At 42.0% G+C, this 26,907-nt stretch carries 29 protein-coding genes; 5 read left to right on the forward strand and 24 right to left on the reverse strand.

Annotated features, from left to right (window positions below; genetic code table 11):
• Nucleotides 1-15 precede the first annotated feature (15 nt).
• The 6 genes from MKY63_RS27380 to MKY63_RS27405 form a co-directional block, all read right to left on the reverse strand.
• Nucleotides 16-1,515: an MDR family MFS transporter gene (locus MKY63_RS27380; protein WP_339810590.1), complete on the reverse strand. Its 1,500-nt coding sequence runs from the start codon at nt 1,513-1,515 to the stop codon at nt 16-18.
• Between the two features lie 247 nt (nt 1,516-1,762).
• Complete coding sequence (locus tag MKY63_RS27385; RefSeq protein ID WP_339810592.1) at nt 1,763-2,503, reverse strand: copper amine oxidase N-terminal domain-containing protein; 741 nt, start codon at nt 2,501-2,503, stop codon at nt 1,763-1,765.
• A gap of 132 nt (nt 2,504-2,635) precedes the next feature.
• Complete coding sequence (locus MKY63_RS27390; protein ID WP_200870206.1) at nt 2,636-3,400, reverse strand: M15 family metallopeptidase; 765 nt, start codon at nt 3,398-3,400, stop codon at nt 2,636-2,638.
• Nucleotides 3,401-3,414: 14 nt separating this feature from the next.
• The gene (locus MKY63_RS27395; RefSeq protein ID WP_076222661.1) at nt 3,415-4,326 is read right to left on the reverse strand and encodes a hypothetical protein; all 912 of its coding nucleotides are present in this window, start codon (nt 4,324-4,326) and stop codon (nt 3,415-3,417) included.
• A 59-nt stretch (nt 4,327-4,385) separates the two neighbouring features.
• Entirely contained in the window at nt 4,386-5,711 is a 1,326-nt protein-coding gene (locus MKY63_RS27400; protein ID WP_076222663.1) for an FtsW/RodA/SpoVE family cell cycle protein, read from the reverse strand.
• Nucleotides 5,708-6,040, reverse strand: a complete 333-nt coding sequence (locus tag MKY63_RS27405) for a PadR family transcriptional regulator (protein ID WP_076141697.1) — start codon at nt 6,038-6,040, stop codon at nt 5,708-5,710. The genes MKY63_RS27400 and MKY63_RS27405 overlap by 4 nt, the downstream gene beginning before the upstream one ends.
• Before the next feature lie 139 nt (nt 6,041-6,179).
• On the opposite strand from MKY63_RS27405, the gene MKY63_RS27410 reads away from it, so the two are divergent.
• Both MKY63_RS27410 and MKY63_RS27415 read left to right on the forward strand, forming a co-directional pair.
• Entirely contained in the window at nt 6,180-6,854 is a 675-nt protein-coding gene (locus MKY63_RS27410) for a hypothetical protein (RefSeq protein ID WP_339810595.1), read from the forward strand.
• A 261-nt stretch (nt 6,855-7,115) separates the two neighbouring features.
• Entirely contained in the window at nt 7,116-7,409 is a 294-nt protein-coding gene (locus tag MKY63_RS27415) for a hypothetical protein (protein WP_143766229.1), read from the forward strand.
• 119 nt (nt 7,410-7,528) lie between these two features.
• On the opposite strand, the gene MKY63_RS27420 is transcribed toward MKY63_RS27415, so the two are convergent.
• The 3 genes from MKY63_RS27420 to MKY63_RS27430 form a co-directional block, all read right to left on the reverse strand.
• Nucleotides 7,529-8,983, reverse strand: coding sequence for a DHA2 family efflux MFS transporter permease subunit (locus MKY63_RS27420; RefSeq protein ID WP_036685000.1), 1,455 nt, complete (start codon nt 8,981-8,983; stop codon nt 7,529-7,531).
• 50 nt (nt 8,984-9,033) lie between these two features.
• Nucleotides 9,034-9,603 (reverse strand): TetR/AcrR family transcriptional regulator, encoded by a 570-nt coding sequence (locus tag MKY63_RS27425; protein WP_036684998.1) that lies wholly within the window; start codon nt 9,601-9,603, stop codon nt 9,034-9,036.
• Between the two features lie 662 nt (nt 9,604-10,265).
• Nucleotides 10,266-10,655: a hypothetical protein gene (locus tag MKY63_RS27430; protein WP_339810598.1), complete on the reverse strand. Its 390-nt coding sequence runs from the start codon at nt 10,653-10,655 to the stop codon at nt 10,266-10,268.
• A 96-nt stretch (nt 10,656-10,751) separates the two neighbouring features.
• On the opposite strand from MKY63_RS27430, the gene MKY63_RS27435 reads away from it, so the two are divergent.
• Nucleotides 10,752-11,186, forward strand: coding sequence for a DUF4395 domain-containing protein (locus MKY63_RS27435; RefSeq protein ID WP_038570671.1), 435 nt, complete (start codon nt 10,752-10,754; stop codon nt 11,184-11,186).
• Nucleotides 11,187-11,198: 12 nt separating this feature from the next.
• Here the strand turns inward: MKY63_RS27435 and MKY63_RS27440 are convergent, their stop codons facing one another.
• The 14 genes from MKY63_RS27440 to mraY form a co-directional block, all read right to left on the reverse strand.
• A complete protein-coding gene (locus tag MKY63_RS27440; protein WP_038570668.1) occupies nt 11,199-11,732 on the reverse strand; it encodes a hypothetical protein in 534 nt (177 codons plus the stop codon).
• A gap of 64 nt (nt 11,733-11,796) precedes the next feature.
• Nucleotides 11,797-12,216 (reverse strand): NUDIX domain-containing protein, encoded by a 420-nt coding sequence (locus MKY63_RS27445; RefSeq protein ID WP_143758684.1) that lies wholly within the window; start codon nt 12,214-12,216, stop codon nt 11,797-11,799.
• A 47-nt stretch (nt 12,217-12,263) separates the two neighbouring features.
• Nucleotides 12,264-13,154 carry a serine/threonine protein kinase gene (locus MKY63_RS27450; RefSeq protein WP_076100921.1) on the reverse strand — a complete coding sequence of 297 codons (891 nt, stop codon included), beginning with the start codon at nt 13,152-13,154 and terminating at the stop codon, nt 12,264-12,266.
• Between the two features lie 31 nt (nt 13,155-13,185).
• The gene (locus MKY63_RS27455; RefSeq protein WP_036686720.1) at nt 13,186-13,455 is read right to left on the reverse strand and encodes a PQ-loop domain-containing transporter; all 270 of its coding nucleotides are present in this window, start codon (nt 13,453-13,455) and stop codon (nt 13,186-13,188) included.
• Nucleotides 13,456-13,537: 82 nt separating this feature from the next.
• Complete coding sequence (locus tag MKY63_RS27460) at nt 13,538-14,527, reverse strand: ROK family protein (protein WP_076275183.1); 990 nt, start codon at nt 14,525-14,527, stop codon at nt 13,538-13,540.
• 36 nt (nt 14,528-14,563) lie between these two features.
• A complete protein-coding gene (locus tag MKY63_RS27465; protein ID WP_076224177.1) occupies nt 14,564-16,063 on the reverse strand; it encodes a PLP-dependent aminotransferase family protein in 1,500 nt (499 codons plus the stop codon).
• Between the two features lie 31 nt (nt 16,064-16,094).
• On the reverse strand, nt 16,095-16,406 hold the full coding sequence (locus MKY63_RS27470) for an AzlD domain-containing protein (protein ID WP_038570653.1): 312 nt from the start codon (nt 16,404-16,406) through the stop codon (nt 16,095-16,097).
• Nucleotides 16,403-17,119, reverse strand: a complete 717-nt coding sequence (locus MKY63_RS27475; RefSeq protein WP_038570649.1) for an AzlC family ABC transporter permease — start codon at nt 17,117-17,119, stop codon at nt 16,403-16,405. The genes MKY63_RS27470 and MKY63_RS27475 overlap by 4 nt, the downstream gene beginning before the upstream one ends.
• A 148-nt stretch (nt 17,120-17,267) precedes the next feature.
• Nucleotides 17,268-18,371, reverse strand: coding sequence for a PRK06851 family protein (locus MKY63_RS27480; RefSeq protein ID WP_076100927.1), 1,104 nt, complete (start codon nt 18,369-18,371; stop codon nt 17,268-17,270).
• Between the two features lie 103 nt (nt 18,372-18,474).
• Nucleotides 18,475-18,918 (reverse strand): NUDIX hydrolase, encoded by a 444-nt coding sequence (locus MKY63_RS27485; RefSeq protein ID WP_038574424.1) that lies wholly within the window; start codon nt 18,916-18,918, stop codon nt 18,475-18,477.
• Nucleotides 18,919-18,985: 67 nt separating this feature from the next.
• Entirely contained in the window at nt 18,986-19,606 is a 621-nt protein-coding gene (locus MKY63_RS27490) for a thermonuclease family protein (protein WP_076275184.1), read from the reverse strand.
• A 152-nt stretch (nt 19,607-19,758) separates the two neighbouring features.
• Entirely contained in the window at nt 19,759-20,928 is a 1,170-nt protein-coding gene (locus MKY63_RS27495; protein WP_036686708.1) for an MFS transporter, read from the reverse strand.
• An 81-nt stretch (nt 20,929-21,009) separates the two neighbouring features.
• Nucleotides 21,010-21,321 (reverse strand): winged helix-turn-helix transcriptional regulator, encoded by a 312-nt coding sequence (locus tag MKY63_RS27500; RefSeq protein ID WP_051491476.1) that lies wholly within the window; start codon nt 21,319-21,321, stop codon nt 21,010-21,012.
• 106 nt (nt 21,322-21,427) lie between these two features.
• Nucleotides 21,428-22,381 (reverse strand): phospho-N-acetylmuramoyl-pentapeptide-transferase, encoded by a 954-nt coding sequence (gene mraY / locus MKY63_RS27505; protein ID WP_339810604.1) that lies wholly within the window; start codon nt 22,379-22,381, stop codon nt 21,428-21,430.
• Nucleotides 22,382-22,676: 295 nt separating this feature from the next.
• Here mraY and MKY63_RS27510 point away from each other — a divergent pair, with 295 nt between their 5' ends.
• Complete coding sequence (locus MKY63_RS27510) at nt 22,677-23,297, forward strand: TetR family transcriptional regulator (protein ID WP_036686703.1); 621 nt, start codon at nt 22,677-22,679, stop codon at nt 23,295-23,297.
• A gap of 47 nt (nt 23,298-23,344) precedes the next feature.
• Complete coding sequence (locus MKY63_RS27515; protein WP_339810607.1) at nt 23,345-25,648, forward strand: MMPL family transporter; 2,304 nt, start codon at nt 23,345-23,347, stop codon at nt 25,646-25,648.
• A 101-nt stretch (nt 25,649-25,749) separates the two neighbouring features.
• Here MKY63_RS27515 and MKY63_RS27520 read toward each other — a convergent pair whose 3' ends face one another.
• Complete coding sequence (locus MKY63_RS27520; RefSeq protein ID WP_339810609.1) at nt 25,750-26,880, reverse strand: GNAT family N-acetyltransferase; 1,131 nt, start codon at nt 26,878-26,880, stop codon at nt 25,750-25,752.
• Between the last annotated feature and the right edge of the window lie 27 nt (nt 26,881-26,907).

Consider the following 26,907-nt stretch of genomic DNA (forward strand, 5'->3'; position numbering starts at 1 on the left):
TGTTTATTGGTTCAATTAATGCCCCATCATCATCGCCGCATCTGCCTTCTGTCCCTCTCCAGAGGAAGGATCGCCAGCGGAAAGCTTAGGCTTGCGCAAAATAATACTCATTAATACACCTACCACACCTATGCAGCCAGACAGGAAGAACACATCATCAAAACCACTAACTGCGGCTGTCAAAGGATTACTTCCCGCTTTCAGTGCTCCCATATGAACAGCGATCTGACTAGTCAGGTAACCTGTCATTCCAGCTATAGCAAATGAAACAACGACTTGTTGAGCAGCAGCAGTAAGTGAAGTTACACTTCCCACCCATTCACGTGGAGCAGCATTCAAGACATGAGTATTCAAAGGCATCATCGTTAGACCCATACCAAAACCTAAGAAACCCAGGTATGTCATAATTAACGATAAATTTGTTGTAACACTAATTCCGGATAACAGGAACAAGGTGACCGTAATGATACTAAGTCCAACAAACGCCAGCGGACGAGCCCCGATCTTATCAAACAACCTGCCGCCAATCGGCATTCCGATTGCTGAAGCTAAAGCCTGCGGAAGTAGAATCAGACCGGTTTCCAGCGGGGTATAGCTTCGAATCTGCTGCAGGTAAAGGGGCACAAATAACATGGACCCAAACAAAGCAGCTTGCATAACCCAAGTTAAAATAATACCCCGAGTGAAATCCGACGAACGGAAAACTCGCAGTAGTAAAAGCGGATTTTTGTGAAGCAGCTCCACAATGACAAGAAGGATCAATGCAACCCCTCCAACAGATAAGCCAACAATAGCGGGAGTAGACGACCAGCTTGTTCCACCGCCTTCATTCACCCCATAAGCCAACATAGAGAAGGCAATTGGGGCAAGGATAATGCCTAGGATATCGAGTTTGCCTTTGCTCTTTTTTTCAGAATTCGGCAAATATTTAACACCAAGAATAATGCCAACGATTCCAATAGGTACATTAATCAGAAAGATCCAAGGCCAGCTTACATACTCCACCAGCCAACCGGATAAGACTGGACCGAGTGCCGGAGCTAAGAGCATTGGAATACCAAGCATCCCCATAATAGAACCTCGACGTTCTACTGGAGCTAATTTAAAAACCATCGCCATCCCAATGGGAGCAACCATCCCCCCGCCAAGACCTTGAATGACTCGAAAAATAATGAGCTGAGATGAGCTTTGTGCAACCGAACATAACATAGAGCCAAGAATAAACATCGTAAGAGTTGCCAGAAAAACTTGTTTCGATCCAAAACGATCGGTCATCCAGCCCGCGAGTGGGATTACAGCCGCTAAAGCTAAAGTATAACCCGTAATCGCCCACTGAATCGTTTTGAGATCGGAAGCAAAATAATCAACCAGCTTGGGAACGGCCACATTCACAACAGTACCATCCAGAATAACCATAATCATGCCGACAATAATAGCAAGAAGCGGGGGGATGATTGCTTTTAACGAAAAGGGTTGATCTTCTGCAGTACTCATTCCAGTCATAGTTTTTGTCATCCAGTACTCCACTCATTTCTCTAATTTAATTAAATGCTTTATTGATTATTTCAAATTTTAATTTACATTCGATGAATCTGGAAGTCAACAAATAAAACCATTTTTCCCATTAAAAACACATCGGGTTTACGATACCCTTCAGAAATTATCTTGAAATGTATATTAGAACAGCAAAAAGACTATGCATAATCCCCTTAAATCTTCTCGCTTGGGAAATGTGCATAGTCATCATGGAATCATTTTCCGATTAGAGCGTCTCTCTTAATTCTATAATTTTGCCCGATGTGTTCAATATAATTTCAAGTGGAATCTCTGTCTCTGCAAAATCCAATACACAGCGGATAGAAAATTGATCCTCGTTATAGCTACTTTTTGTAGATTTAATCCCATGATAATTCCCGGCTTTTACCGTAATTTGCTTCCAGTCTTCCAGTAATCCATTTGAGCTCGGCTTATTTACGACCACATCATAATGATATCGCTCCGATAATTCATTATATTTACCGCCGACCAGTAACCCCGCTATAACGCTCGCTGTCACTTCAGGGGTATACACTTCAACTTGATTGGAATCACCATCATATATGGTTACTAAACCAATAGTCTTAAAAAAAGAGATTGGAACGTAGATATGATCCTCTCTGAATTCGATATCATCTTTAAAAAACAACTCTTGTGCATCATTGATGCTAACCAAATGTTCGTTAAGCTTCCATTTAATTATTTCATTTATCCTTGTTAGTGTTATAGTTTCCGAACTTTTTTGATATGTTGTTTTATATTTCAATGCATTAGAAGCCTCTCTGAGCGGAATCATGACTGTGGAACCCTTGTTGAAGGCTGAATGGGGATCAGTATCCAGTACTTTCCCATTCAAAATTACGCTAACCTGGCCGGAGTCTGCCCATACTGTTGGAGCGGCAAATCCACCAAATCCATTAGTTAAAAATAGAACACCTAACACAACAACCGCTGCCATTTTGATCATCCGTTCGAAACCTCCCTTTTAGTTATTACAAGTATTATGTGCGTTTCCAGCATGTGCTAATCCTAATGATAATCAAGACAAGCAAAAAAAAGAAGCCGTTCAACATTATGTTGGGCCGCTTCTTTTAAATAACTATTCCACTTTGAAGTCAAAATACTGCTTAGGAAAAGGTTCTTTTATCAGCGTAAAATGCCACCATTCCTTACTATAAGGTTTAAAGCCTTGCTTCACCATAACCTCTTTGAGAATTGCGCGATTTGCTTTCTGAGTCTTGGTGATTAACGATGTATCATAAAAAGAGATATCTCCGAAAAAATCAAACGGGCTGCCCATATCTACATCTACACCGGTCTCTTTATTGACGATCGTTAAATCGATGGTACTGCCACGGGAATGTCCTGATTTTTTCGCTATAAATCCGAGTTTGAATAAATTACGTTTATCCAGTAGCGGGTAATATTGCTGCTTCATCTTAGTATCCGCGGAATTCTGTGACCATCTTACAAAATGATTCACCGCGGTCTGCGGACGATAAGCATCATAGATTTTTAGGATATATCCTTTTTTGGCTAAATCCTCACTTACTGCCTTCAAGGCTGTAGCCGCAGTCCTTGAAAAGATCGCTAAAGGCGCTTTATATCCATCAATCCGCTCCCCTACAAAATTATTGTCTCCGTAATAACGAATTTCAAAATGGGCAGTAGGAATCACTTCATCCAAATAGACAAATCCTTGCGGCAGACGGTGTTTCTTCTCCAGCTGCATTTGCTGCAGTACATTGTCTGTAGATGATCCAACGTAAGCTGCATCTGCGCTGCCCATAACAATAGTGTTTGTCCATAACAACAGCACAAATGCGAAAACTATGATTTTTGTTCCTCTAAATCCGGTTCTCAATAGATCCCGCCTCTTCATTTCGAATTAACCGTTTGATTCAGAAATTTTTCCACTTCAGGTGTGAGTTTATTATTCGTGGAATCAAGTAACTGCAGTAATTTTTCTAAAATCATTAGGATTCTGGTGTCGCCTTTGTTTCCTTTTAATGCATTCTCATACGCCTTTTTCACTTCAGGTTTGATTATTTGCTCATCATAGTCATAAGCTGGTGTGTTGCTTGACCCATATAATAAGCGTGAAGTTGCATTAAGCAGCTCTTTTTGAAGAACGGTTGACCGATTGGAAGCTGGATATTTCGTCACAAAATCCTCCAGTGCTAGCGCCCTGTTCGTTAACTCTGTCCAACTAATCACAATAGCTGCATCAAATACACTTGGTTGATTCGATTCAGTGGCCATGATGTCAATGTAAGCTGCGATGTCCTTCGTGACATACGGCTTAAAGCTTTTGAAGCCCTCATAATGCATCACTGGATAGTACATGCCCTCACTAGTCTGCAGCTTATATCCCTTATCCCGTCCTTCAATTAACATATTGCGTACATTGGCATCTTTGATCGAATTAAGGAGTGTGCTGTAGGTTAGATTTTTGCTTTTGGATAAAGCATTATTTATCTCTTTCTGAACATTCTCCGGAAAAACCTTCTCAGAGTACACAGGTAAATATGCCTTCTGTGCATTTTCGAGCTGGAGTGTCATCTGAGTTGCTGTCCAGGTATCCACTTCTTTGATATGGTTAATCAAATAATTCCGTGCGTTAGCCAGAGATGCCGGCTTCTGTACATATTGCTGGAATTGATTATAGACTTTTGCAGATTCTTTCACAGTTGCGGCAGCTACAGTATCTGTTGTATGTATACTCCCAAACCCTCCCATAGAGCCTAGGGCAAAGGCAACACTTAACAAGCCTGTTTTTTTCCATCCCATTAAAAGACCTCCCTTAAGTATTCATACTTAATAATTAGACATACGAGAGGATCCTGAATCTAACTTAGTACAGTATTATTCTGGACGCCTCCAATGTCCTTCCTACGATAAATACCCATCAGAAGTCCAATAGCCGCATATTCAAACCACACATGACTCCCATAGCTCAGGAAAGGGAACGGGATAGAAGTCAGCATCATTCCACCGCTCAAAATAGCAAGACCATAGGTTAGTCTTATCGCTAGCAAAAATGCCAAACCCAACACTAGAGCTTGTCCATAGGTCTCACGAATCGCTCGTATCGTAGATAGAAGCTTGATGAAGAACCAGGAGATAACTGCCAGCAAAAGCAGTGCCCCCGCCCAACCAAAACAATGAATAAGATAGACAGGCAACATATCTGAGTAGACATACGGCAGCTTTTGTTCTACTGCTCCGAATCCGTGCCCCCACCAACCCGCTGAACTAATAACTTCACGCATTACTTGGTATATATAGCCATAACCGTCTGGATCTAAAGAGGGATTTATAGCACTAATGATTCTGACCATCAGGTAGTCGCTATTGAAGATGAACATTAGTCCAACTATTACAAAGAATCCTAATAATACTACACTCTTAATCCAATCGCGAGTAATCCATACATATAATACTAATGAAGAAATTAGATACACCACAAGCTCTGGAAGAGAGTTTAAAGAGATAAGAAGCAAGGCAGGTGCTAACAGAATGCTTATGTTGAACAAACCACTCCGCCAAGTTTTCTTTTTAGCCGATTCCTTACGATTCACTAAAATCCCTGCTAACGCGACTATCAATACATAAGGACGATAGGATGTCATATCAGGTAAGATCAAAAAAATCCTAGGACCATAATTCACTCCATTTATTGTTATCCCCCAGAATATACTCGACAGAATTCCGGCTATTGATGTTCCGTATAATACCCACGAGAAACTTTTCAGCTTTCTGAAATCGATAAAATACAATCCAAACATCAATACAATTCCAATGAGTATATTTATCGCTTGGCGTCTAAACGCATTATCCAAAAAAGAACCCTTAACGATATCACTGTAGCCTACATCCACAGAACTCATTCCGATCAGACTGATCGCGGATAACAAAGCTACAACTCCAAACAATCCCCAAGGTACATGTGGTTTATGTATTAGATGAAGTTCCTTCCCTAACGTTTGCGGGCTCCCCATTTGTTCGATCGCCCAAGCTATGGCTTCTTCCCGTGATACACCGTCGGCTTCTTTTTCACAAATTAAATCTTCTAGATGACTAGCTAATTCTTGACGTATCTCTGGGTGAGTTTTTTTCGCTTTAATCTCTGCACACACTACATCCAAAAATTGCTGCTGCCTCTCTTTCATCATACACCACCCTCTCCCAGAACGGAGTCAACTGCACCTTTGAACATAACCCATTCTGCTTTTTTCTCCTTGAGTTTCTCTTTACCTTCATCCAGGATTCTATAGTACTTACGCTTCCTTCCTTCTACCTCCATCCAGTAAGCCTCCACCCAGCGCTCACTTTCCATCGCATGCAGAATCGGATACAAGGTTCCTTCTTTTAATGAAAAAACACCCTGAGATCTCAGCTCCAGTGCTTTGATTAACTCATAACCATATAATGGCTTCTCCAGTAAAAGAGTCAGAATCAACGTACCCGTACTGCCCTTCAGCATCTCTTTACTTACTTTCAACGGCTAACACCTCCTAAATTCTAAACTTTACAATTGGCGTGGATGTATCTGATCCACTAAACAAATTTCACTCATCATAGTAGTTGATCTGCATCCTTGGACCGGATTCGGCTCATTCTACGGGATTTATACCGTTGATTTGCACCCCCGGGCCGGCGTGGGCTTAATCTACGGGATTTATACCGTTGATTTGCACCCCCGGGCCGGCGTGGGCTTAATCTACGGGATTTATACCGTTGATTTGCCTCCTCGGTCCGGATTCGGCTCATTCTACGGGATTTATACCGTTGATTTGCTTCCTTGGCCCGGACTGGGCTTAATCTACGAGATTTATACCGTTGATTTGCTTCCTCGGTCCGGATTCGGCTCATTCTACGGGATTTATACCGTTGATTTGCACCCCCGGGCCGGTGTGGGCTTAATCTACGGGATTTATACCGTTGATTTGCTTCCTCGGTCCGGATTCGGCTCATTCTACGGGATTTATACCGTTGATTTGCACCCCCGGGCCGGTGTGGGCTTAATCTACGGGATTTATACCGTTGATTTGCTTCCTCGGTCCGGATTCGGCTCATTCTACGGGATTTATACCGTTGATTTGCACCCCCGGGCCGGCGTGGGCTTAATCTACGGGATTTATACCGTTGATTTGCTTCCTCGGTCCGGATTCGGCTCATTCTACGGGATTTATACCGTTGATTTGCCTCCTCGGACCGGGCTCGGCTCATTCTACGGGATTTATACCGTTGATTTGCTTCTTCGTCCAATGACTAATATCTGTATACATGAATATTATTTATCCTTTTATACCTAGGACAACTATACATCGTAAATCTATGTATGTAAAGTTCCTCTTATCCCTCCCTATTCCCCACTCTCCCATGTATAATAATGGTAATACAAGCGACATTTTGAGGAGATCTACCATGCAAAAAACAACAATAGCCATCTGGAGTTTTTCGTTCTTTTCATAGTTATTTTCGTTGGATATATGCTCCATAACAATTCTTTGACCTATTATGAGGCGTGGAAGATAAATTGGGGAATAGCGATCTCTAAACCTACAGAGTCAAAAGTGATATTTGAAAGTCCACCCAGTTTCCATGGGGATGGCGAAAGCTATTACGTATTAGATTATAACGATAAGCAATTCAAAGAAATCAAAAACGCAGCATTTTGGCATCCCCTCAATGTTGAATCCATTGACCCCTTAAAAGAGAGAATATCAAGTTTCAAAGATTCCGTGATAGCCATTTATCCAAATGAAAAAGAAAAATACGAAAAATTATTTTGGGCGAACCTTATAGAACTCGAAGAAAGTGGATTGTATTACTATAAGAAAAAGATGATGATAGCTACTGTATCGTGATCCTTAACGTGGAATTAAAACGAGTATATATGATGGAATGGACACAATGATTGACGACAAAAAAGGAGTGCTAGAACTGTTGCCAGTTAGCACTCCTTTTAATCGAATTCCTCTAATTATTAATGCATTGGAGTATTCATTTTATGATTAACAACTACTCTTTTTATGAAGAAAGCAAGAATTAGTCCTACAATCGCCATACTCATTCCGAAAATAAAAGCATTTTGTACACCGTTCGTGAACGCAGGTAACATATTAGCTGGATCTGCTGGGTTCTCTACAGTTTTCATATAGCTTTTTGAACCCGCGGACATAATGCTGACTGCTAATGCAGTACCAATTGCACCAGCAACCTGCTGCAGTGTATTCATGATAGCTGTACCATCTGGATATAGCTCTAGTGGTAACTGGTTAATACCATTTGTTTGTGCCGGCATAAATACCATCGAAATACCAATCATAAGCGTACTGTGAAGTACGATTACGAACACAACCGTAGAAGCTACACTAATACTGGAGAAGAACCACAAGGCTACCGCTGCAATAATCAGACCTGGAATAACGAGCCATTTCGGACCGTATTTATCAAACATACGACCCATAATTGGGGACATCAATCCGTTTATAATTCCGCCTGGAAGCAGCAACAGACCTGCTTTGAAAGCTGTATAACCTTGTCCTTGTTGAAGGTACATCGGAAGAATTAGCATGGAGGACAGAATAACCATCATACAGATAAATACCATAGCTACACCAATAGCGAACATTGGATATTTAAAAGCACGCAGATTAATCATTGGCTCCTTCATCTTCATTTGACGAAGTCCAAACAATAACAATGCTACTACACCTACGATGATCGCAATGATCACTTTCGGACTTCCCCAGCCCGCTTCTTCACCCGCGCTGCTGAAACCAAACACGATACCGCCAAACCCGAGTGAAGATAACACAATGGAGAGGATATCAATTTTCGGTTTCGTCACCTTTGTTACATTCTGCATGAACAGAATCCCAAATATCAATGCAATCACTAAGAATGGCAATGACAACCAGAAAATCCAGTGCCAGCTGAGGCTTTCAATAAGAAGTCCAGCAATGGTAGGTCCAATCGCCGGAGCAACCATGATAACCAGTCCGATCATCCCCATTGCAGCCCCCCGTTTTTCAGGAGCAATGATGATAAGGATTGTATTAAACATCAGTGGCAACAGAAGCGCTGTTCCCATAGCTTGAACCACTCTTGCTGTAAGTAAGAACTCAAAGTTAGGTGAGACTGCTGCTAGGAATGTTCCTAGAATTGAAAAACATAAAGCCGCTATAAACAGCTGTCTCGTCGAGAACCATTGAAGCAGCATCCCCGAAATTGGTACTAATATACCCAGTGTAAGCAGATAAGCTGTTGTCAACCATTGTGCTGTTGCTGGGGTAATTTGTAGGACATTCATTAGATCGCTTAAAGCAACATTTAATGCCGTTTCACTGAACATTCCAATAAAACCTGCTAGTAATAAAGAGACAAGAATCGGAATAGTCTTAAACTTCTTGACCTCTTTTTGTTGATTCCCTTGCATAGTTGCTTCCACCCTTAATCCTCCTGATAATCTTGTCTATTTGTCTGTATCTAACCAAGTATTGCTGGGATAATCTTTGCCGCCGCGAGAAGCGGTTGTTCATCCCGAAAAGTCAGCGTCTGGAGAAGCGCCCCTTCAAATAAAGAGATTACCACTGAAGCCTTATCGGCCGCGGGCTTGTTCTCTACGCCTTCATACAAAAGACGTTTCTTGATCACATCCTGCAAGTCCATAAACACAGATTTACATGCTGTCCGCAGCTCTTCACTAATACAGGATGTTTCCGCCGCCAACCAAAAACTAAACGGAACTATCCCCTCGTATGAGGATTCCACTGCATCTTTAGCCATTCCTAGAATGAAATCCTCCATTGCCTCAGACGCACTCTTGCTGTTCTCCATATGATGTCTAAGCTTCTGAGCGACAACTTCACTAGTCCGGTTAATACATGTTAAAGCCAGTTCTTCTTTGCCGTGGGGAAAGTAGTAATAAAGAGATCCCTTCGGCGAGTCGCTGTCTTTAATAATCTGATTCAGTCCTGTTGCATGATATCCCTGAGAAAAAAACAATTTCGAAGCTGTGTCCAAAATCGCCTCACGCGTATTCGGCTTGTTCGACAAGCTGACACTTCCTTTGCATTATAACAATTGGTCTACATAATAAAACCATATTTTAAAGAGATATGTCAACACATAAATTACTTAAATTCAAAGTAATTTTGGTGGAAGATCGTGGGGGTTGGGTTGAGTTGGGTTAGCTCCATCCTCCCTATCGGACTCAGATGCAGCTATTTGTGCTAAAACGGGCTTTTGGACACATTTCCGGACCTGAGCGACGCTATTCCGCTCAAACCGGGCTGTTTTCATCCCTTTTTGTGCTCATAGCTGCATTGGGGTCCGTTAATCTTTCAAAAGGTTACTTTTCGATCAAATAAGAACTCTGGGGTCCGATCGCTCCTAACTTCGAGCATCCTTCTACATCACATTTACTTCCCATCGAGCTATTAGCTTCGTTAGTTCTTACACTTGTCCCACACTATTTCCGCGCATGCATTTGTCCGTGTACTCCCTTGCTTCGCACTTACTCCCACACTTTTGTTTTCCATGTACTACACTTTGCTCTCAAGCTAACATTTCTATCGGACTCAGATGCAGCTATTTGCGCTAAATCAGGCTTTTGGACACATTTTCGGACCTCACCGTCGCTATTCCACTCAAACCGGGCTGTTTTCATCCCTTTTTGTGCTCATAGCTGCATTGGGGTCCGTTAATCTTTCAAAAGGTTACTTTTCGAGCAAATAAGGACTCTGGAGTCCGATGGAGTGAAGGAGATAGAGTGGATCAGTTGGACTGAAGGAAATGGAGTGAACCAGATGCGGTAAAGGAGAGAAGGCCCAATGTGCTGTCGAGAGGAGATGAGGACGTAACATGCTAGGTGGGTGGGATGCTATTAATGTCCATCTGTATTTTCTCAATAAATTACCAACTGCCTCCATCCAGCCCATCTGCTCCATCTGCTCCATCTGCTCCATCTGCTCCATCTGCTCCATCCAGCCCATCTGCTCCATCAGCTCCATCAGCTCCATCTGCCCCCATTCGCTCCATCTGCTCCACCTACCTCCATCCGCCCCATCTTCCCCATCCGCTTCCAGCCATCTCCATACCTTCTCCATCCCTCACTAATCCACTCTCGCACGAAATTATCTACTTCCCATTCCCACAATCCCAGCGTATACTATAATTATTCCAATGAGAAAGGTGTGAATAAAATGCAAAACGTGCCCAAAGGAATCGCCCGGCCATTAGTAAAAACTAATCAGGCGTTTATCGTCATTTCTGTAATATTAACATGGCTAACAGGACAACACTGGATACTAGCGCTGCCCTTGTTTGCCGGATTGCTCGGTCTTTTGTTCGGTTATAATCCCATCATTAAGCTAGCTGCCAGGTTTCTGACAAAAGAGCGTTCCCACTATGTACTCGAAGACTGGTCACAACAACAGTTTAATCAAAGCATAGCTGTCTTCTGCCTCGCAGGGGGTCTGATCAGCTTCATCGTTGGCTGGACGATCGCAGCTTACATTTTCACAGCGCTCGTTGCAGTGGCTGCCACTGTGGCGATTTTTGGTTTTTGTATCGGATGTTTTATCCATTATCAATGGAGAATGTACAATTACAGACGTAAACAAAGCAGCACAAATTAAATTTGTTAATTCTTAATCTTTCTCTTCTCCAACAACATCCCAGCGATGGCGAAATTTTAGTAACCGTGGATGCAGTGATGAAGGTGCAGCTGGCAACAATAACCGAATCTTTACAATCCACTCTTCAAAAGAAGAATAAGACGCAAACTGATTCGCCACCTCAGGCGTTAAATACAGAAAAATCGGCGAAGGATAGATCTCCAAAAGATGCCGCAGCGCAGAATCAAGCGGAGTATACTTTTTTCGCTTCCCTTCCAAACTCTCTACCGTGATAAAGCTACGTCCTTGCTCTCTTTTCCATTCATGCAGCCGGTCCTCTCGCTTATAATAAGCACTCACCGGCTCTTTGGTCATCCGTCGCACCGTTTCCTCATGAAGTGGATATAACACCAGTTTAGTGAAACGCCGGTCTGCTGCAGTTTTTGCCGCCACTTCAAGCTCTTGATCTGTTATATGTTCAAAAGAATCGTAAAACACTAAAGTCCCTTTACGTTGCTCAACTGGTTGCTCATAGCCATAGGGTACATGCTGAATGTCTCTTTTCAATGAAATCCCTCCTGCTTGTTCTATTTATTAATCATATCATGTGACAACAGCAGGGCTATCATTCTTATCTTACAGCTGAAGATGAATGGTTAATGAAATCCTGAACTTTTGAAATCAAAGCTGGGTATATCAAGGGATACGTCAGCTCTTTTGGTATCTCAGTAAATCCTCTGATTTCTGCCATCTCATAAGGAGGAAGTTCTGCGAACTGTTCCACATTTGCAAAATATAACTTACCATAATTTTCTGGAGCGTCGATACTAGTGACCCTATAAATAGCTATTGGAAAAAGTGAGAATTGTTCCGCACCCGTTTCTTCATATAATTCTCTGGCAGCAGCCTGCTCCGGGATTTCGCCAACCTCTATATGCCCTCCGGCAAACTCCCACGTCGAACGGTCCTGATGTCTCGCTAAGATCCATTCTTCACCATGTTTAACCATAATAACAACGTACTTCAGCACAACTTCTTTTTCCTTATCCAACTCAAAAAAGTTTACCTGCAATTATATCCCTCGCCTTCCCACCAGCCTCAAACATTTTTTGCCGCATCCCAAGCCAATTTAAATTCTGCTACATTCCGATACCGCTGCTCCCTCACCGCACTGACGGCCCGTAAAGCTACCTCGTAGAGGGCTTGACTGGTTTCCCATTTTACAAACGATCGATCGGATGCTCCTCCTAATAAAACAAATGCTGTGGCGCCCATATTAAATACATTCGTAACTTCATCAATCGGCGCATCCAAGCTAAACTCTTCCGGTGACTTGAATCTGGATGAACCCCAGAAGTTCTCTCCCAGATCATTTACAGTAGGCTTTAGTCTATAATAATCAATATCACAAATTTTAGTTCCATCGTTTACAAAATCATATAAAATACTTCCGTCATAAAAATCCACAGCTACATACCCTCGATACTCAACATGTTCATGAAACAAAAAGATTACATCTAATGAAGACAGACGTTTTTCAACGGATAATTGCTTATAACGAAAAAAAGGCGACTCCGGATGACTCAGCTTCGCTTCTCCCGCAAATAGCCAATGCGAATGTAAACATTCACCTGCAAACCAATCAAAGACTGCTACATACCCTGACTCAACCTCATAATGCGACAGTAGCGTGATCAGTGCATCAGATCTAAGTTCGTTATATAACGGAATAGCTTCAATTAAACGGTTAACAGCATCCTGAGGATTGCCGGCATAAGTCAAAGGTCTCGCTCCAGCAAATTTCACAAAAAACTTCTTTCCATCCTGCTCCACACCAAAAGAAAAATTTCCGGAGTCTTGCTGATCGAACACTTTAAACACTTTTCCCAGCTTAGTTAACCAAGCAAAATCACAGGCTTCCTGCAATTGAAAAGTTACCGCATCGATTTCATATGTATAATTTTTTTCGCGCAAATTAACCTCCTGCATTCACTATCTAGATTAAATTTATAAGCTTCATTCATTGTCTTGTTCGATATTTAATCACTAGAATAATAACCAGCAATACAACACATAAAGACATCGTATTTGTAATCAAAAAAGCTAATCCAACCCCCGTAACCGCCAAACTAATCGCATAAGCTTCCATTAGACTAATCCCGAGCAGCATAAGTAAATACGATTTTAGATTTAAATCGGCTACGGATTTTGATTTGAGGATTTGAACAATCTGCGGGATCCATCCCAAAGAAAGAATCACTCCACCTATTAATTGCATGATTGCAAACATAAGAGCACCTCCACGGATTTTATACAGTTGTATTCCGGGCGGCTCAATCTGGTTCCATTTCATGTAAAAAAAACAAATAACACTAACCAAAGTTTAATTTTCCTGCATCTTGCAGCTTATTATACGCATAAGAGGCCGCACCTATTGTTCCTGCCCGACTCCCAAGCTCTGCTTGAACAATTTTACACTTAATGCTTGATAGCTTCAACGCATGCTGATGCACAGTCTCTCTTACGGGTTGGAGCAATTTATCTCCCGCCGCTGCCATTCCCCCACCTACAATAATAAGATCCGGGTTGAGGATATTCACAACATTCGCTAATCCAAATCCAAGTATAGCTCCAGTCTCCTGCATTACTTCCATAGAGAGAGCGTCTCCAAGTTCGTAAGCTTCAGATATCATTAACGCGGTAATTTGCTCTTCTTGTTCCTTAGTCCAAGTCTGAATAATACTTGTTCGTCCTTCTTTCAGCTTCTCTTTAAAAGTATTCACCATGCCAATCGCGGACACATATCGCCCTAAACAACCGGAGCTTCCACATTTGCAGGGACGTCCGTTCCTGTACATATTCATATGCCCAATTTCACCAGCGCTATAAGACGTACCGTAGATCACTTTTCCGTCATTCACGATACCTGACCCTAATCCCGTTCCCAATGTAATCAGAACCAGATTGTTATACCCTCTTCCTGCACCTTGTTGCCATTCACCATAAAGATTAACCCTAACATCATTATCAATAAAAGTAGGAAAGTCATAGAATTTTTTCATCTCATCTACAACATGTACATGCTCCCAATCCGGAAAATTCGGTGAAAAAAAAGAAATTCCCGCTACCGGATCAAGTAATCCTGGCACTCCGATTCCCATTCCTTCTACCAAATCTAATGGAATATTCGCTTCATCCGTGATTAAACGTACGGCTTCTCTAATCCGTCCCAACACATGGGCTGGGCCCTTAGCAGCCTCTGTTGGTATAGATCTTTCTTTAACAGCTATAAAATCAGTATCGTAAATCCCTGCTTTAATATTGGTTCCGCCAAGATCAATGCCTAACATATACCGTTTCATAAAAACCTCCAGAATTAGATAATCTATCGCTTTCGATTAAGTTCTAGTACTAACTGCCGCTTCCGTTTCAGCTAACATCAAGCGGTTCACACCCACCTTAATCTGATTCTCGGTGAGATTAGAATAACCAAGTAGAAAGACAGGACCTTGAGGTTTACTGCCCACAAAATAAGAAGACGCAGGATAGACCCGAACTCCATATCGTAACGCCAATTCAGCTATACGATGCTCTTCGGCACCAGATTCCAGCTCAATTAATAAATGAAGACCCGCCTCTTCCCCATAATAGCGGACACGACTGCCAAATTCAGCATCCAAACTTTTTACTAGACAAGCCCTGCGGGCAGCATAAAGTTTCCCCATCTGCGTAACATGCCTCGCATAATGTCCATTCTGAATAAATTCCGCCAACGCTTCCTGATCCAAAGCAGAAGACATACGATCTGTTATCCATTTGACCGCCAAAAAAGGTTGAATCAAAGTCGGAGGCAATACAACATAACCTATGCGCAGAGAAGGAAATAACACTTTACTAAAACTGCCTACATAAATTACTCTACCGTCAACATCTAGTCCAGCAAGCGATGATAGCTTCGGACCCTCGTACCTGTATTCACTGTCATAATCATCTTCAATAATAAAAGCTTGATTGGCTTTGGCCCATTCCAGTAACTGCACTCTTCGTTTCATCGACAGGGTCACCCCGAAAGGAAACTGATGCGAAGGAGTGACATAAGCTAGTTTTGGTTTTTTATGAGGACCTTCTTTGATGTGATCACAGCTTGCTTGGAGCTCATCTACACAGATTCCCTCTAGGTCAACCCTGATGGGTGTAACCACCGCTCCAGCGAACGAAAAAATCTCCCGCACAACGTTATGTGATGGATCTTCAACAATAACATCATCACCTTTTGAAACAAAAATTCTCGATAATATATCCAATGCCTGCGTTGCCCCGGATGTAATCACAATTTGCTCCGGAACCACGGGCATCGAACGTGTGGACCGTAATAAACGTGCAATCTCTTGGCGTAGTCCCAAAGAGCCCTCGACCGGGCCGTAACCCAAAGTATCAGGAGATGCACGACGACAGGCATTCATTAATGCTTTTTGCCACTGATCCATTGGAAAAGCGTCCCATGCAGGTACACCGTGCCGAAAATTACATAATACTGTGTTCAAGTCGTTTTCTATAATAGAAGAAGGATTGAGTGTAAGGAAATCAGGACCCTTCGTTATAAAATTGTAAGGGTTATCAGAATCCTGGGGGTCTTTCTCCTCCACCGGCAGCCCCGCTATATAGGTACCTGCCCCTTTTCTCATCTCCAGATAACCCTCTGCTTGAAGTAGCTCGTAGGATTGAAGAATTACACTTCTGGATACTTCCAGTTGATTGGCCAAAGTTCTTGATGGAGGTAGCGAATCTCCCCCACTTAAAGCTCCTGAATGGATAGCATTACGAACCTGCTCATAAATTTGACGGCTTAATGGAATGGGTCTTTGTTTATCGAGAGTAATCAGCAATTCATGCTTCATAAGATTTCCTACCCTTCTAATCCGGGTTTTCTTAATGGTTCATAGTAAGGATTTTTACAATTATTGCTGCAGAAACAGCACCTAAGATCACGAGTAACAGCGGGATTTTCCTAATTAATACCAGTATAACAGCGACTATACCCGAAGCGATACCTACAAGATTGTCATCTGCGTCCACCTGAAATATCCCAGGAACCGTTAGAGCACTAAGAACCGCGATAGGCAAATATTCCAACAAAGCTTGGACTTTGGAAGAGCCATTCGTATGCTTTGTCAGCAGCAAAGGTACAAAACGAAATGAAAATGTAAGGATTGCCATCCCGATAATGATCAAAATAGTCATACGGATACCTCCTTTTCTACTTCAGCTTGCTCTGGAAATAAGGAGCCTACTGCCATACCAATTAACATAGCTGCAAGTATCGAGGAGTTTCCAAGTACGGGATGTAGGAGCCATGAAGAACCCGCCGCTGCTAAACATATGGCCAAATTCCGAATGCTTCCCTTTAGTTGTGGCACTATTAGTGCTATCAGTAAGGCATATAATGAGGTGTTCAAAGCAGGTAAGTATATAGCCGGAATGTAGGATGCCAGCGATATTCCCGCAGCTGTTGCCAGTAAATTTGCTATATACGGAGGAATTTGTAGACCCAGCAAATATGGAAGAGTTATATTTTCTTTTGAATGATTGCGGGGGATCATACTAACAGCGTACACTTCTTCTGTTAAACTAAACCCAATCCAGACTTTGGCCAGAGGATTGATTGTACGGTCAAGCTGACCCCCAAAAGATAGGCTGATAAACAAATATCTTAAATTAATGATCAACGTAAGCAGCAGGATCATTGGAGCGGCGGCCCCAGCAGCAAGCATTTTCACGCCAATAAATTGGCTGGCTCCCGCAAATACGAGCGCTGACAATAAGAACACTTCCAGACTCCCTAGGCCTAATCCCTTACCGACCAATCCAAACGTAAAACAAGCAGGAATAAATCCTGCAACAATAGCTACAGAATCCTTAAGACCCTTTCTAAACATCACTTTCTGATCACTCATAAGTTTCTCTCTCCCTTATCGTTGTCCCTAGAGAGAGCATACTTGGATACAATTCTTGTGGAAATAACCGCATGGGTGCGTATGTACCATACCAATTTCTTGACATAGAAAAAAGACCGCCCGCTAAGAGAGCGATCTTTAATGAAGGTTAAACCTCCTGAGGACTTTCCACAATCCCGCTGATTTCTTGTTGAATTTGGGATTTAATCTGATCTACATGGTCAAAATCTGTAGCGGCGGCATAGATTGTCTTTAACTCATCCAAAAATACTTTGGCATCTGTCAGATGTTGAATGGATCGTTTCATGGTGCTGGAATATCGCTCTTTAATACCTGCGATGGCTTCGGCAAAAGCTTCATCCGTACCTGACTGTATGCACCGTGAATACATATCAACAATCTCGTCGGTGGCACGGTCAGGGAAATACTCATGCGGAGCTGTGCTGTCAAAAATAGCAAACCCAAGCTCGCGTACGATAATCATATCAAGACTGTTCGGATCGAAACCACAGTGGTAAATCTCAACATTGACACCACGTTTTATTCCTTCAGCTGCCAATTTTTTTAAAAGTGTAGATTTACCGGATCCCGCGCGACCTTTTACAAGATATCTTTTTAGTCCTGCGGTTAAATTAGGTACAAAATCCACTGCACCCTTAGGCGTAGCTGCACCTAAAAAACGGTGATCCACCCGGCTTACTTTTTCGAAGTTCTGATCACCATACAGAAGTTGAATATACTCCTGAGTCAGCTCATCAGCGGCTTGGAAATTCATTGTCGCAATATAAATCGCTTCCCACTCGTCATGAATGCGGAGTGCTTCAGCAAAGCCTGAATAAGCGAGTTCATGCTCTTCCGTGTACTGATCAACTAAGCTGTCGATCTCAACACAACGCTGGCTTAACTGGAGCGTATCGACGGCCTGCTCCAAATTCACATGTACGATGGCCTCTTCAGGCAATTCTGGCTTAATGACCCGTGGAGCCGTACCATCTATAATTCCTACTTTTAATTCAGGAATAACCACTCCGTCGAGTGAATCATTATCTGACGCTGCGTGAATTAACCAGATCTCATAACCTTGTTGAGCCAGAAGATCTCCGATTTCTCGAATGATTCTAGTTTTCCCCGTACCGGGGCCTCCTTTTAAAACAAACAAACGCGTTAAATCTTGCAATGACGACTCATAAAGGTTAGAGAAGCCGTGAGCTGTGTTGCCGCCAGCAAAGAAATTCAGGATTGTTCCGTCCATAATCGCACACCTTTCCGGGCTGATGTCATGTTTCATTGTTCATCTTATTAATGTACCCAGGGAAAGGTGACGCTTTGAGTGAGATGTGGTTTCGTTAGCCGGTTCAGTTACAAACAAAACGATCCATAAACCTCTTAATGACGGGAACATCTGGAGGAGACAGCTCGCTTGGCAATTCTTCATAACTAAAAAAACGCAATTCTTGCACCTCAATTCCATCTACTTTTAGCGCCCCATCAAAGTCCGTGCATAGATACGCAGCCACAACATTATATACTTCATCACCGTGCGGGTATTTATAATAAAGATCTTTTCCAGAGAACATGTCGAACAAATCAAGAACTTTGGCTGTTAAGCCTGTTTCCTCAAAAAGCTCCCTCTTAGCGACCTCTTCTAAAGTCTCCCCAAGCTCCATTGAACCACCTGGCAAACCCCAGCACCCGTTGTCCGTTCTACGTTGCAATAATAATTGATGATTGCTGCACAATAAAACACAGGCTCCTGCCATTATAAGCGGTCTGGTACCTACCAGCTTTCTTAACTCCATAATATAATCGCTCAATAAACTATCCCCTGTCTTCTAATAGGCTCAAATACCCTACGTTAATAGAAGTTCATTTCTTTTTCTGCACATGAAAACCTTTGTCTTGCGCGTAATTTTCAATGCTCCAAATACCTAATCCCCGCTCTCGCGCCTTATCCTGAATCGCTCTAAATTGATCAACATATTTTGTGTTAGGTGCAAATACATAGGCTACACGTGCATAACCCTGCTCTAGCAGAATCTCATTGAACATTTTCCCATCTATATAGAGGTAACAAAGTAGGCGGCCATATTTGTCCCGCTCCGATACATCTAGTTCAATTTGTACATCTTTATCCGTAAGCATCTTTTTGGCGAAATCAGAAGCTTCTAGCGAAAATGGCTGTGGTTCGGGGATATTCGGATTCACTGACTCTGGAGTATCGACCAGCAATAAACGAATGGTTTCCTTTTTGCCGCCTATAGTCAGCTTCATGGTGTCACCATCGACTACTCGTGTTACCTTTGCATCTATTAAACGTTTGTTGTCCTCTGTTGTATTGTCTGGCGTAGAATCTAATCCAGAACTGGAATCGGCCGTAATCGTTGGAACTGGTTCTAAAGTAATCTGCTCGGCTAAGTTGCAGGCAGTTGTTGTTCCAAGTAAGAGTGTGATAGCTAGAAAGCTTTTTAATAGATAAATCTTATTCATTGATAACCTCTTTCTTATACACGTATGTAATTTCATGGGGTCTAATAAAAATAAATTAAAACACTTAAAAACACAAGACTGTAATACTAATCATAGAAAACAGCGACAGCCATGTACCAGAAAAAAGATACTTGGTTATCGCTGTTTCGCCTTTACTCTACTTCCACCACGTTTAATTTGGAAATCTTTATTTTGATTATGATCGATAAGAAAGCAAGCAGGGAAAACATAATTCCGATCCAGATGAGTTGATGTATTCCTGCATGAGAAATAAACCAACCACCGATAGCAGTCCCTATAGTAATTCCAAGGTTAGAAAATGAGATAAACAAGCTGTTACCGAATTCGGGAGCTTCTTTCGCTTCGGTCGTTAACCATGCTTGACTGACAATCAGTCCGCCGGAATGCACTGCCCCCCAAATGATTATGATAACAACCATCGGAAGGAAATAAGAACCTAGATAATATACGAATAAGTAAGTTACCGCATATAACAATGGAAACATGATAACGGTCTTTGTAATGCCTTTATGCAAAAGGCTTCCAAATAAAAAATTCCCAAAAATCATGATTATCCCAAAGGCCATCAACATGATACTAATCCATGACCCGTTCATATGTGTTACCTGCCCAAGATATTCAGCAAAGTAACTGTACACAGAAAACATAGCTGCAAAGATAAAAATAACTGCCACAATATTTAACCACAATAGGGGTTTGCGTAAAATACCAAGTTGTTTACCATAAGACATTTTTTCTTTAACTGGCATGGAAGGAAGCCAAGCTAGTATTCCTAAAAAGGCAATTATACTTACGACAGCTCCAAAGAGAAAAGCGACTTCTAAAGAAATTTTGTCCGCGAGATAAGAAGTCAAAGGCACACCAAAAGCAAACCCGACCGTTATTCCGGCGAAAACCTTTGTAACTGCTTTGGTGCTCTTTTCCGGAGGGACAAGTTGGGCAGCGGTAACAAGTGCAACTGAAAAAAATACGGGATGAAAAATAGCAGGGATAATACGAAAAATCAGCATTACTTCAAACATGGTCGTATACGCATAAACAATATTTGAAATTGCAAAAATAAGTACGGCAGTTAATAGAATTACTTTACGATTAATTCCAGAAGCCAATAAGGTCAGAAATGGACCTGAAATAGCAACAACTAAAGCAAATATACTTACAAGCCATCCAGACTGAGAAGTTGATATATTAAATTTTTGAGTTACCTGTGGCAGAACACCTATAATCCCCATTTCCGTTGTAATAATGCCAAATACGCCTAAAGCCAAAATAATAATAAGTAAAGGGTTAACCTTTTTCATTTTAAAATAATCCTCCATTTATATTTACATATTTAGATTTGTAGATATGTATTATCAAAAAAAAGCCCTTCCTCCTCTCTCCTATAGTTTCTCTTTAATATAATCGGAAAATTCTTGAATTATCTTTTCGTTTCGACGATAATACGTCCACTTCCCAATTCGCTCAGATTCCAGCAAACCAGCTTTTTGCATGGTCAATAGATAGCTCGAAATAACCGACTGTGCAAGCCCCGCTTTAGCTTGAATATCGCCCACGCAAATCCCGATTTGAAAATTTAGGCCTTGTTGTAAATAAGGCTTTTCATCAAAAAATTCCTCGGGAGTTTTTAGCCACATCATAATTTGACTACGAGTCTCGTTAGACAACGCTTTGAATATCATTAAAGGTTCCATGTGTTCCATTATATCTATTTTTATAGATTTGTAAATACAAAAGATGCCGATGTCTCGTTGTTGCAATAACATTATGTAGATTCATGTTTCGTATCGAATTGTTCGTTTAGTGAATTAAATATTTCCAAATCAACCAGCAAAGCAGTACGGATACCCACGAAATGAAACCGAAAATCATCACGATTTTGTTCTCACTCCATCCGTATTTTAAGCTGAAGTGGTAATGAATCGGAGCCATCCGGAATAGCCGCAGCTTCGTCCGTTTGTAGTACCAAACTTGTAAAATGACCGACAACTGCTCCGCAAAATAAACGAAAAACAAAATTGGAAGTAAAAGCTCAACCTTCTCAATGACAGCCAGAACGGAAAGGGAGCCCCCGATCGCCAGTGATCCAGTATCGCCCATAAACGCTCTTGCTGGATAAATATTGTAAAGCAAAAGCCCTAGCAGACAACCGATCATAACAAGTGAAAATGTCTGCACTTCAGGTTTGTCCGAAATCATAAAAAAGAAAAAATACGACGGTATGGCAACATTGATCAGTAGCCCATCGAGACCATCTGTAAAATTGATGGCATTCGCGGAGCCGACCACAAACAGCAAAATGATGGCCACATAAAGGTACACAGGCAACTGCAGATTTTGCCCTTTAAATAACTCGATATCACTCGTCAGGCCGAACGAATGGAACAACACATATAATATAATTCCAGTAAAAAGAAATTGAAGCACTAGTTTTGAGCGGCCGCTGATGCCGGATGGATTTTGCCAAAAAGCCTTTTTGAAATCATCCAAAAATCCGACTGAACTAAACAACAAAAACGTAACGCATAAGAGTAACATTAGAGGCCCGGGTTGAAACTGCAGCGAAATCGCTATCCCGATAAGCAGGATCAACCCTGCCATTAGTGGTGTACCCCGTTTGGCCTGATGCTCTGCTGGAAGCTCGGCACGAATCGGCTGCGTTAACCTCAGTCTATGCAGCGTCCAGATTAATAGAGGCGTAAACACCGCCACCAGAAGAAAAGACAGGCCGGAAACAGCCAGAATTCCATACATATAACGAACTCCCCTCTTTGAAAAAGATCATTTATAATACTCACAAAATATTTCTAGAGTTAATGAGGTCGTCTGTAATTATGTACTCTTTTCATCTGTTGATAAAGAGAAATTATTCTATTTTTATTTCCTGTTTTCTGCTGTGAAACTGCTGGGAATTTTCTATAAGCAGATCCCAAAGTATAAACTTGCCCAATGAGAAAGTTTGCACTTTGGGCAAGGTTACATTAGTATATAGTCATTAATCCTAATCTTCACCACAATTACAGCTATATGGGAGGTGTATACATAAATTATGATTAAACAAACGTTGAGAGATTTCAAAAAAGAAGCCACAGAAAAAGCGCTAGCTGAAGCGGCATTCGAACTTGCACTTGAACATGGGTTGGACGGTTTTGTTGTTGAAGATATCGTGCAAAAAGCCGGCTACTCCAGAAGAACTTTCGCAAACTATTTCACATGCAAGGAAGAGGCAGTTGCGATGGGAGCAGTTACCGTACGGAACACGAATGAGTATGAGGAATTGCTCACCAAAATCCCTGAAAATGCCTCCTTGCTTGACACCCTATATCAGCTAATAAAGATGCAACTTACAGCTGAGCTTATAGGGAGGTTACGTGAGCTTTCATTACTATCCCGAAAATTTCCAGCTCTCGAGCCCCATTATCTAAGAGCAATACACCTTACGCAAACTGGAGCACAAAAAACATTGTTGCACTTGTCAAATGGTAAGTATGACGAGGTCTATACTTATCTGCTTATAAATTCGGTTTACGGAACTGTACTTCCCTTAATTGACGGAAAACTTAATGTGCTGCTTCCGGGACAAACGACGAGCGACGATCCAAGTCCTGAAACGCTTACGTTCGATCAATTTTTGGAAACTATTTACGGATATTTACGCAACGGATTCTAATAGGCTAACCATCAGTTTTCATCATCGAGGGAGTGTAAAATAGATACATGTCAACATTATTGTACAGAGTGGGAAAAACCGCTTATCGCAAACCTGGGTACTTCATTTTAGGTTGGATTTTAATTTTAGGAATTGTCATCTCTATGATCAGCATGAATGGTATTCATATCAGTTCAGAAATGAAGATTGAAGGCACAGAATCGCAAAAGATTTTGGATCAATTAGCAACAGAACTTCCGGCTGCATCTGGTGGACAAGGGAGTGTCGTGTTCAAAGCACCTCAAAACGAGCGATTGGATACGCCAGAACGTTTGGCAGCGATCACTAAGGGTGTTAATGAGGTTTACGGTATAAACGAAGTGATTAATCCTGCAGATTATGCAGCGGAAGCAAGTAGTTCAACTACTGAGGCAACTCAGGCTGCCAGTATGGATCAGTCTGCAGCAGCCACAGCACCCCTTTCCTATGGTCCTCTGATGGCAGATGGCGTTCCAGTACCTGGAGTTATTCTTTCCGCAGACGGTAGCATTGCATTGTTCCAATTCCAGTTTACTATTGAGCAATCTGCTATCTCTCAAGATATTTTCGATTCTGTAATTGATACCGTCAAGAATGTCGAGAAAGATACTAACATTACTGTACTGCCAGGCGAGACACTTAAATCAGTATCTATCGGTGTAGGATCAGCTGAGATTGTCGGACTTGTCATTGCTGCAATTGTTTTGCTGGTGACGCTTGGCTCTGTCGTTGCAGCAGGTCTGCCCCTTATAACTGCACTGCTTGGAGTCGGCATCGGTGTGGGTGGAGCATTTTCTATTTCCAAATTCATTGAAATGCCTAGTGTCACTTCCGTCTTGGCGCTTATGATTGGATTAGCCGTCGGAATCGATTATGCTCTTTTCATTGTAAATCGCCAACGCCGGATGATTATTGATCAAGGATTAAGCGCACAAGAAGCTGCGGCTAGAGCTATTGGCACATCCGGCAGCGCCGTATTTTTCGCCGGTTTGACGGTTATTATCGCTCTCTGCGGTATGCTTGTAATCGGGCTCACTTTCTTATCTACGATGGCGTTAGTAGCAGCAGCTACCGTCCTCATCAACGTATTTGTTGCCTTAACCCTATTGCCGGCATTGCTCGGATTGGTGGGTGAACGCATCTGTTCGCCTAAAGCTCGCAAGAAAAACAAGGATCATCATAAAACGGGTAACCGCGGTATAGCTGATAGATGGGTTAAATTCATCATCAAGTATCGTTGGGTCACTATTGTTGCCATCGTCGTGGTACTTGGCGTAGCAGCAACCCCCATAGCGAAAATGGAAATGGGCATTCCCGGAGCTGCCTCAGCGAATTTGGACACGGTAGCAAGACAAAGTTATGATGCTATATCCGAGGGTTTTGGAGAGGGGTTTAACGGACCACTTATTCTGGTTGCAGAACCAAAGAATTCTTCCACTCCAGTCACTCCGGAGCTTCTGGGAAATCTTGTAAAAGAGCTCCAAGCTCAAAAGAATGTCGCGCAGGTGACTCCTCTGGGCATGACTAAGGATTTAGCTATCTTCAGTCTGATTCCAGAAACGGGTCCTAGCGATATAACAACCAAAAATCTGGTGAATGATTTACGGGCTGCGGAATCTAGTATCGCTCAAAGTAATGATGTTAAACTCGGGGTTACCGGCTTTACCGCTGTTAACATCGATATGTCGGCCAAACTGGCAGATGTATTTCCCATTTATGTAGGAATCATCATTCTCCTATCGCTCATTATTCTTCTGTTGGTATTTCGTTCGATTATCGTTCCTATCAAAGCTACGATCGGCTTTCTGCTTAGCATACTCGCTACCTTCGGGATCACCACAGCCGTGTTCCAATGGGGCTGGCTTCATTCTCTTTTTGGTTTCGACACCGGTGGCCCATTGCTAAGCTTTATGCCAATCATCGTCACAGGTATCCTTTATGGGCTCGCGATGGACTATCAGGTTTTCCTTGTCAGTTCCATGCGTGAATCGTACGTTCATGGTCATGAGGGATCAGAGTCCGTTGTTCATGGATACAACCAGGTGAGTCGTGTCGTAGTAGGCGCTGCTATAATTATGATCTCCGTTTTTGCAGGGTTTATTTTTACGGATGATGTCATGATTAAACAAATTGGCTTTACACTGGCCGTAGGGATCTTAATCGATGCCTTCATCATTCGTATGGGATTAGTCCCTGCTGTAATGTCTATTTTCGGCAACAAAGCTTGGGCACTTCCAAAATGGCTCGACCGTATTCTGCCAAACCTGGATGTCGAAGGCGAGAAACTGATTGCTACACTCAATGCTAAAGACAAATCTAATTCCATGAAATAGAAACAATAATAAACAGCCTGAGTCCTGTATTCCTAGGGGTTCAGGCTGTTTTGTTTCTGTGGTAAGATTCGCTTCCCATGAAACGATGTTGGAGAAAGAGCTTAATAATTAAGGATTATAGCGGGGCGCACACCGTAACAAGCTAAGTTTACATGTCCGTAACTGCGAATACTGCTACGAGTACCTACAAAATACGCACGTGAAGAAATCGCAGGTTGAGTTCTCAGCCACCACCATGAGCAGCCAAACTCTTCATCCTTCTCAAGGATATAATCAGCTTTGACTTTTTTATCATACACATATAATTTACATCCATCGTTCTTTTTCACTTTGGAGAATCCCGTTCCTATCGCCCTACGCTTCGCACGTAAAGTATCTTCACCAAGTTTAAAGGTCAATTCATTCGCCTCCGAAACACTGAGCAGAAAAATCTTATCTTCCGTGTTTATACTTCCCTCTCCGTTATCTGTGCATTGTGTAGTCTTGATGAGTCTGTGCTCGGAGTCATTAAAAGCGGCATTATAAAACTCATCGTTCAACCACTTTCGCAAATCGGAGTCATGCCATGTAACTTCAACATATTCACCGTGATACCGCCTGCAATCCAAAATGTACTCGCTCAAAATGAACAGCTCTCTACCTGAATTTTGCAGCACCCGCCACTTTATCGGCATTTTGTCTGCTCCGTCCGCCATTTGCAGATAAGAGCCAAAAGTAATTATTTCACCGGGTTTTGCCCGCTCATACATGGAAGTAAGATTATCATTTTCATTACAAATCATAATAATAAATTCTGTAGTTCCTTTAACGATTTCAGCTTCCCGGCTAAATCCTAGTTTTTCATACAAGCGTATCGCTCTATCGTTGAACTTCGCCACTGTCAGCCGCTTTGGTTTTTCCTCGCATCTCTCATTAATATAGTTAAGGACTGTTGTGAAAAATAGTGTCCCATTCCCCTGTCCGGTTAACTCTGGCTTCATTCCTAAACCCACATCTATAAAATCCTGAGAATATGTATATATATCATTTGGAACCTGTGCCGGACTTCCTACACAGAAGAAACCAATCAATTGTTCATCTGTATCAAGTACAGAAAAAAATGCTTCCTCTAGCATTTCACTTATAGCTTCAGGAGTTAGTTCATTATTGTAAAAATCATAGGGTGGATCATATTGCCAGCTTAAAATATCCTTAGCAGCATCAGCATTCAGCTTTTCCACGTAAAGTTCCATTTCACATCCCCCTTTGTTTTCAAAATC

The organism is Paenibacillus sp. FSL R7-0189 (genome assembly GCF_037969925.1).
GTDB lineage: Bacteria > Bacillota > Bacilli > Paenibacillales > Paenibacillaceae > Paenibacillus_AQ > Paenibacillus_AQ odorifer.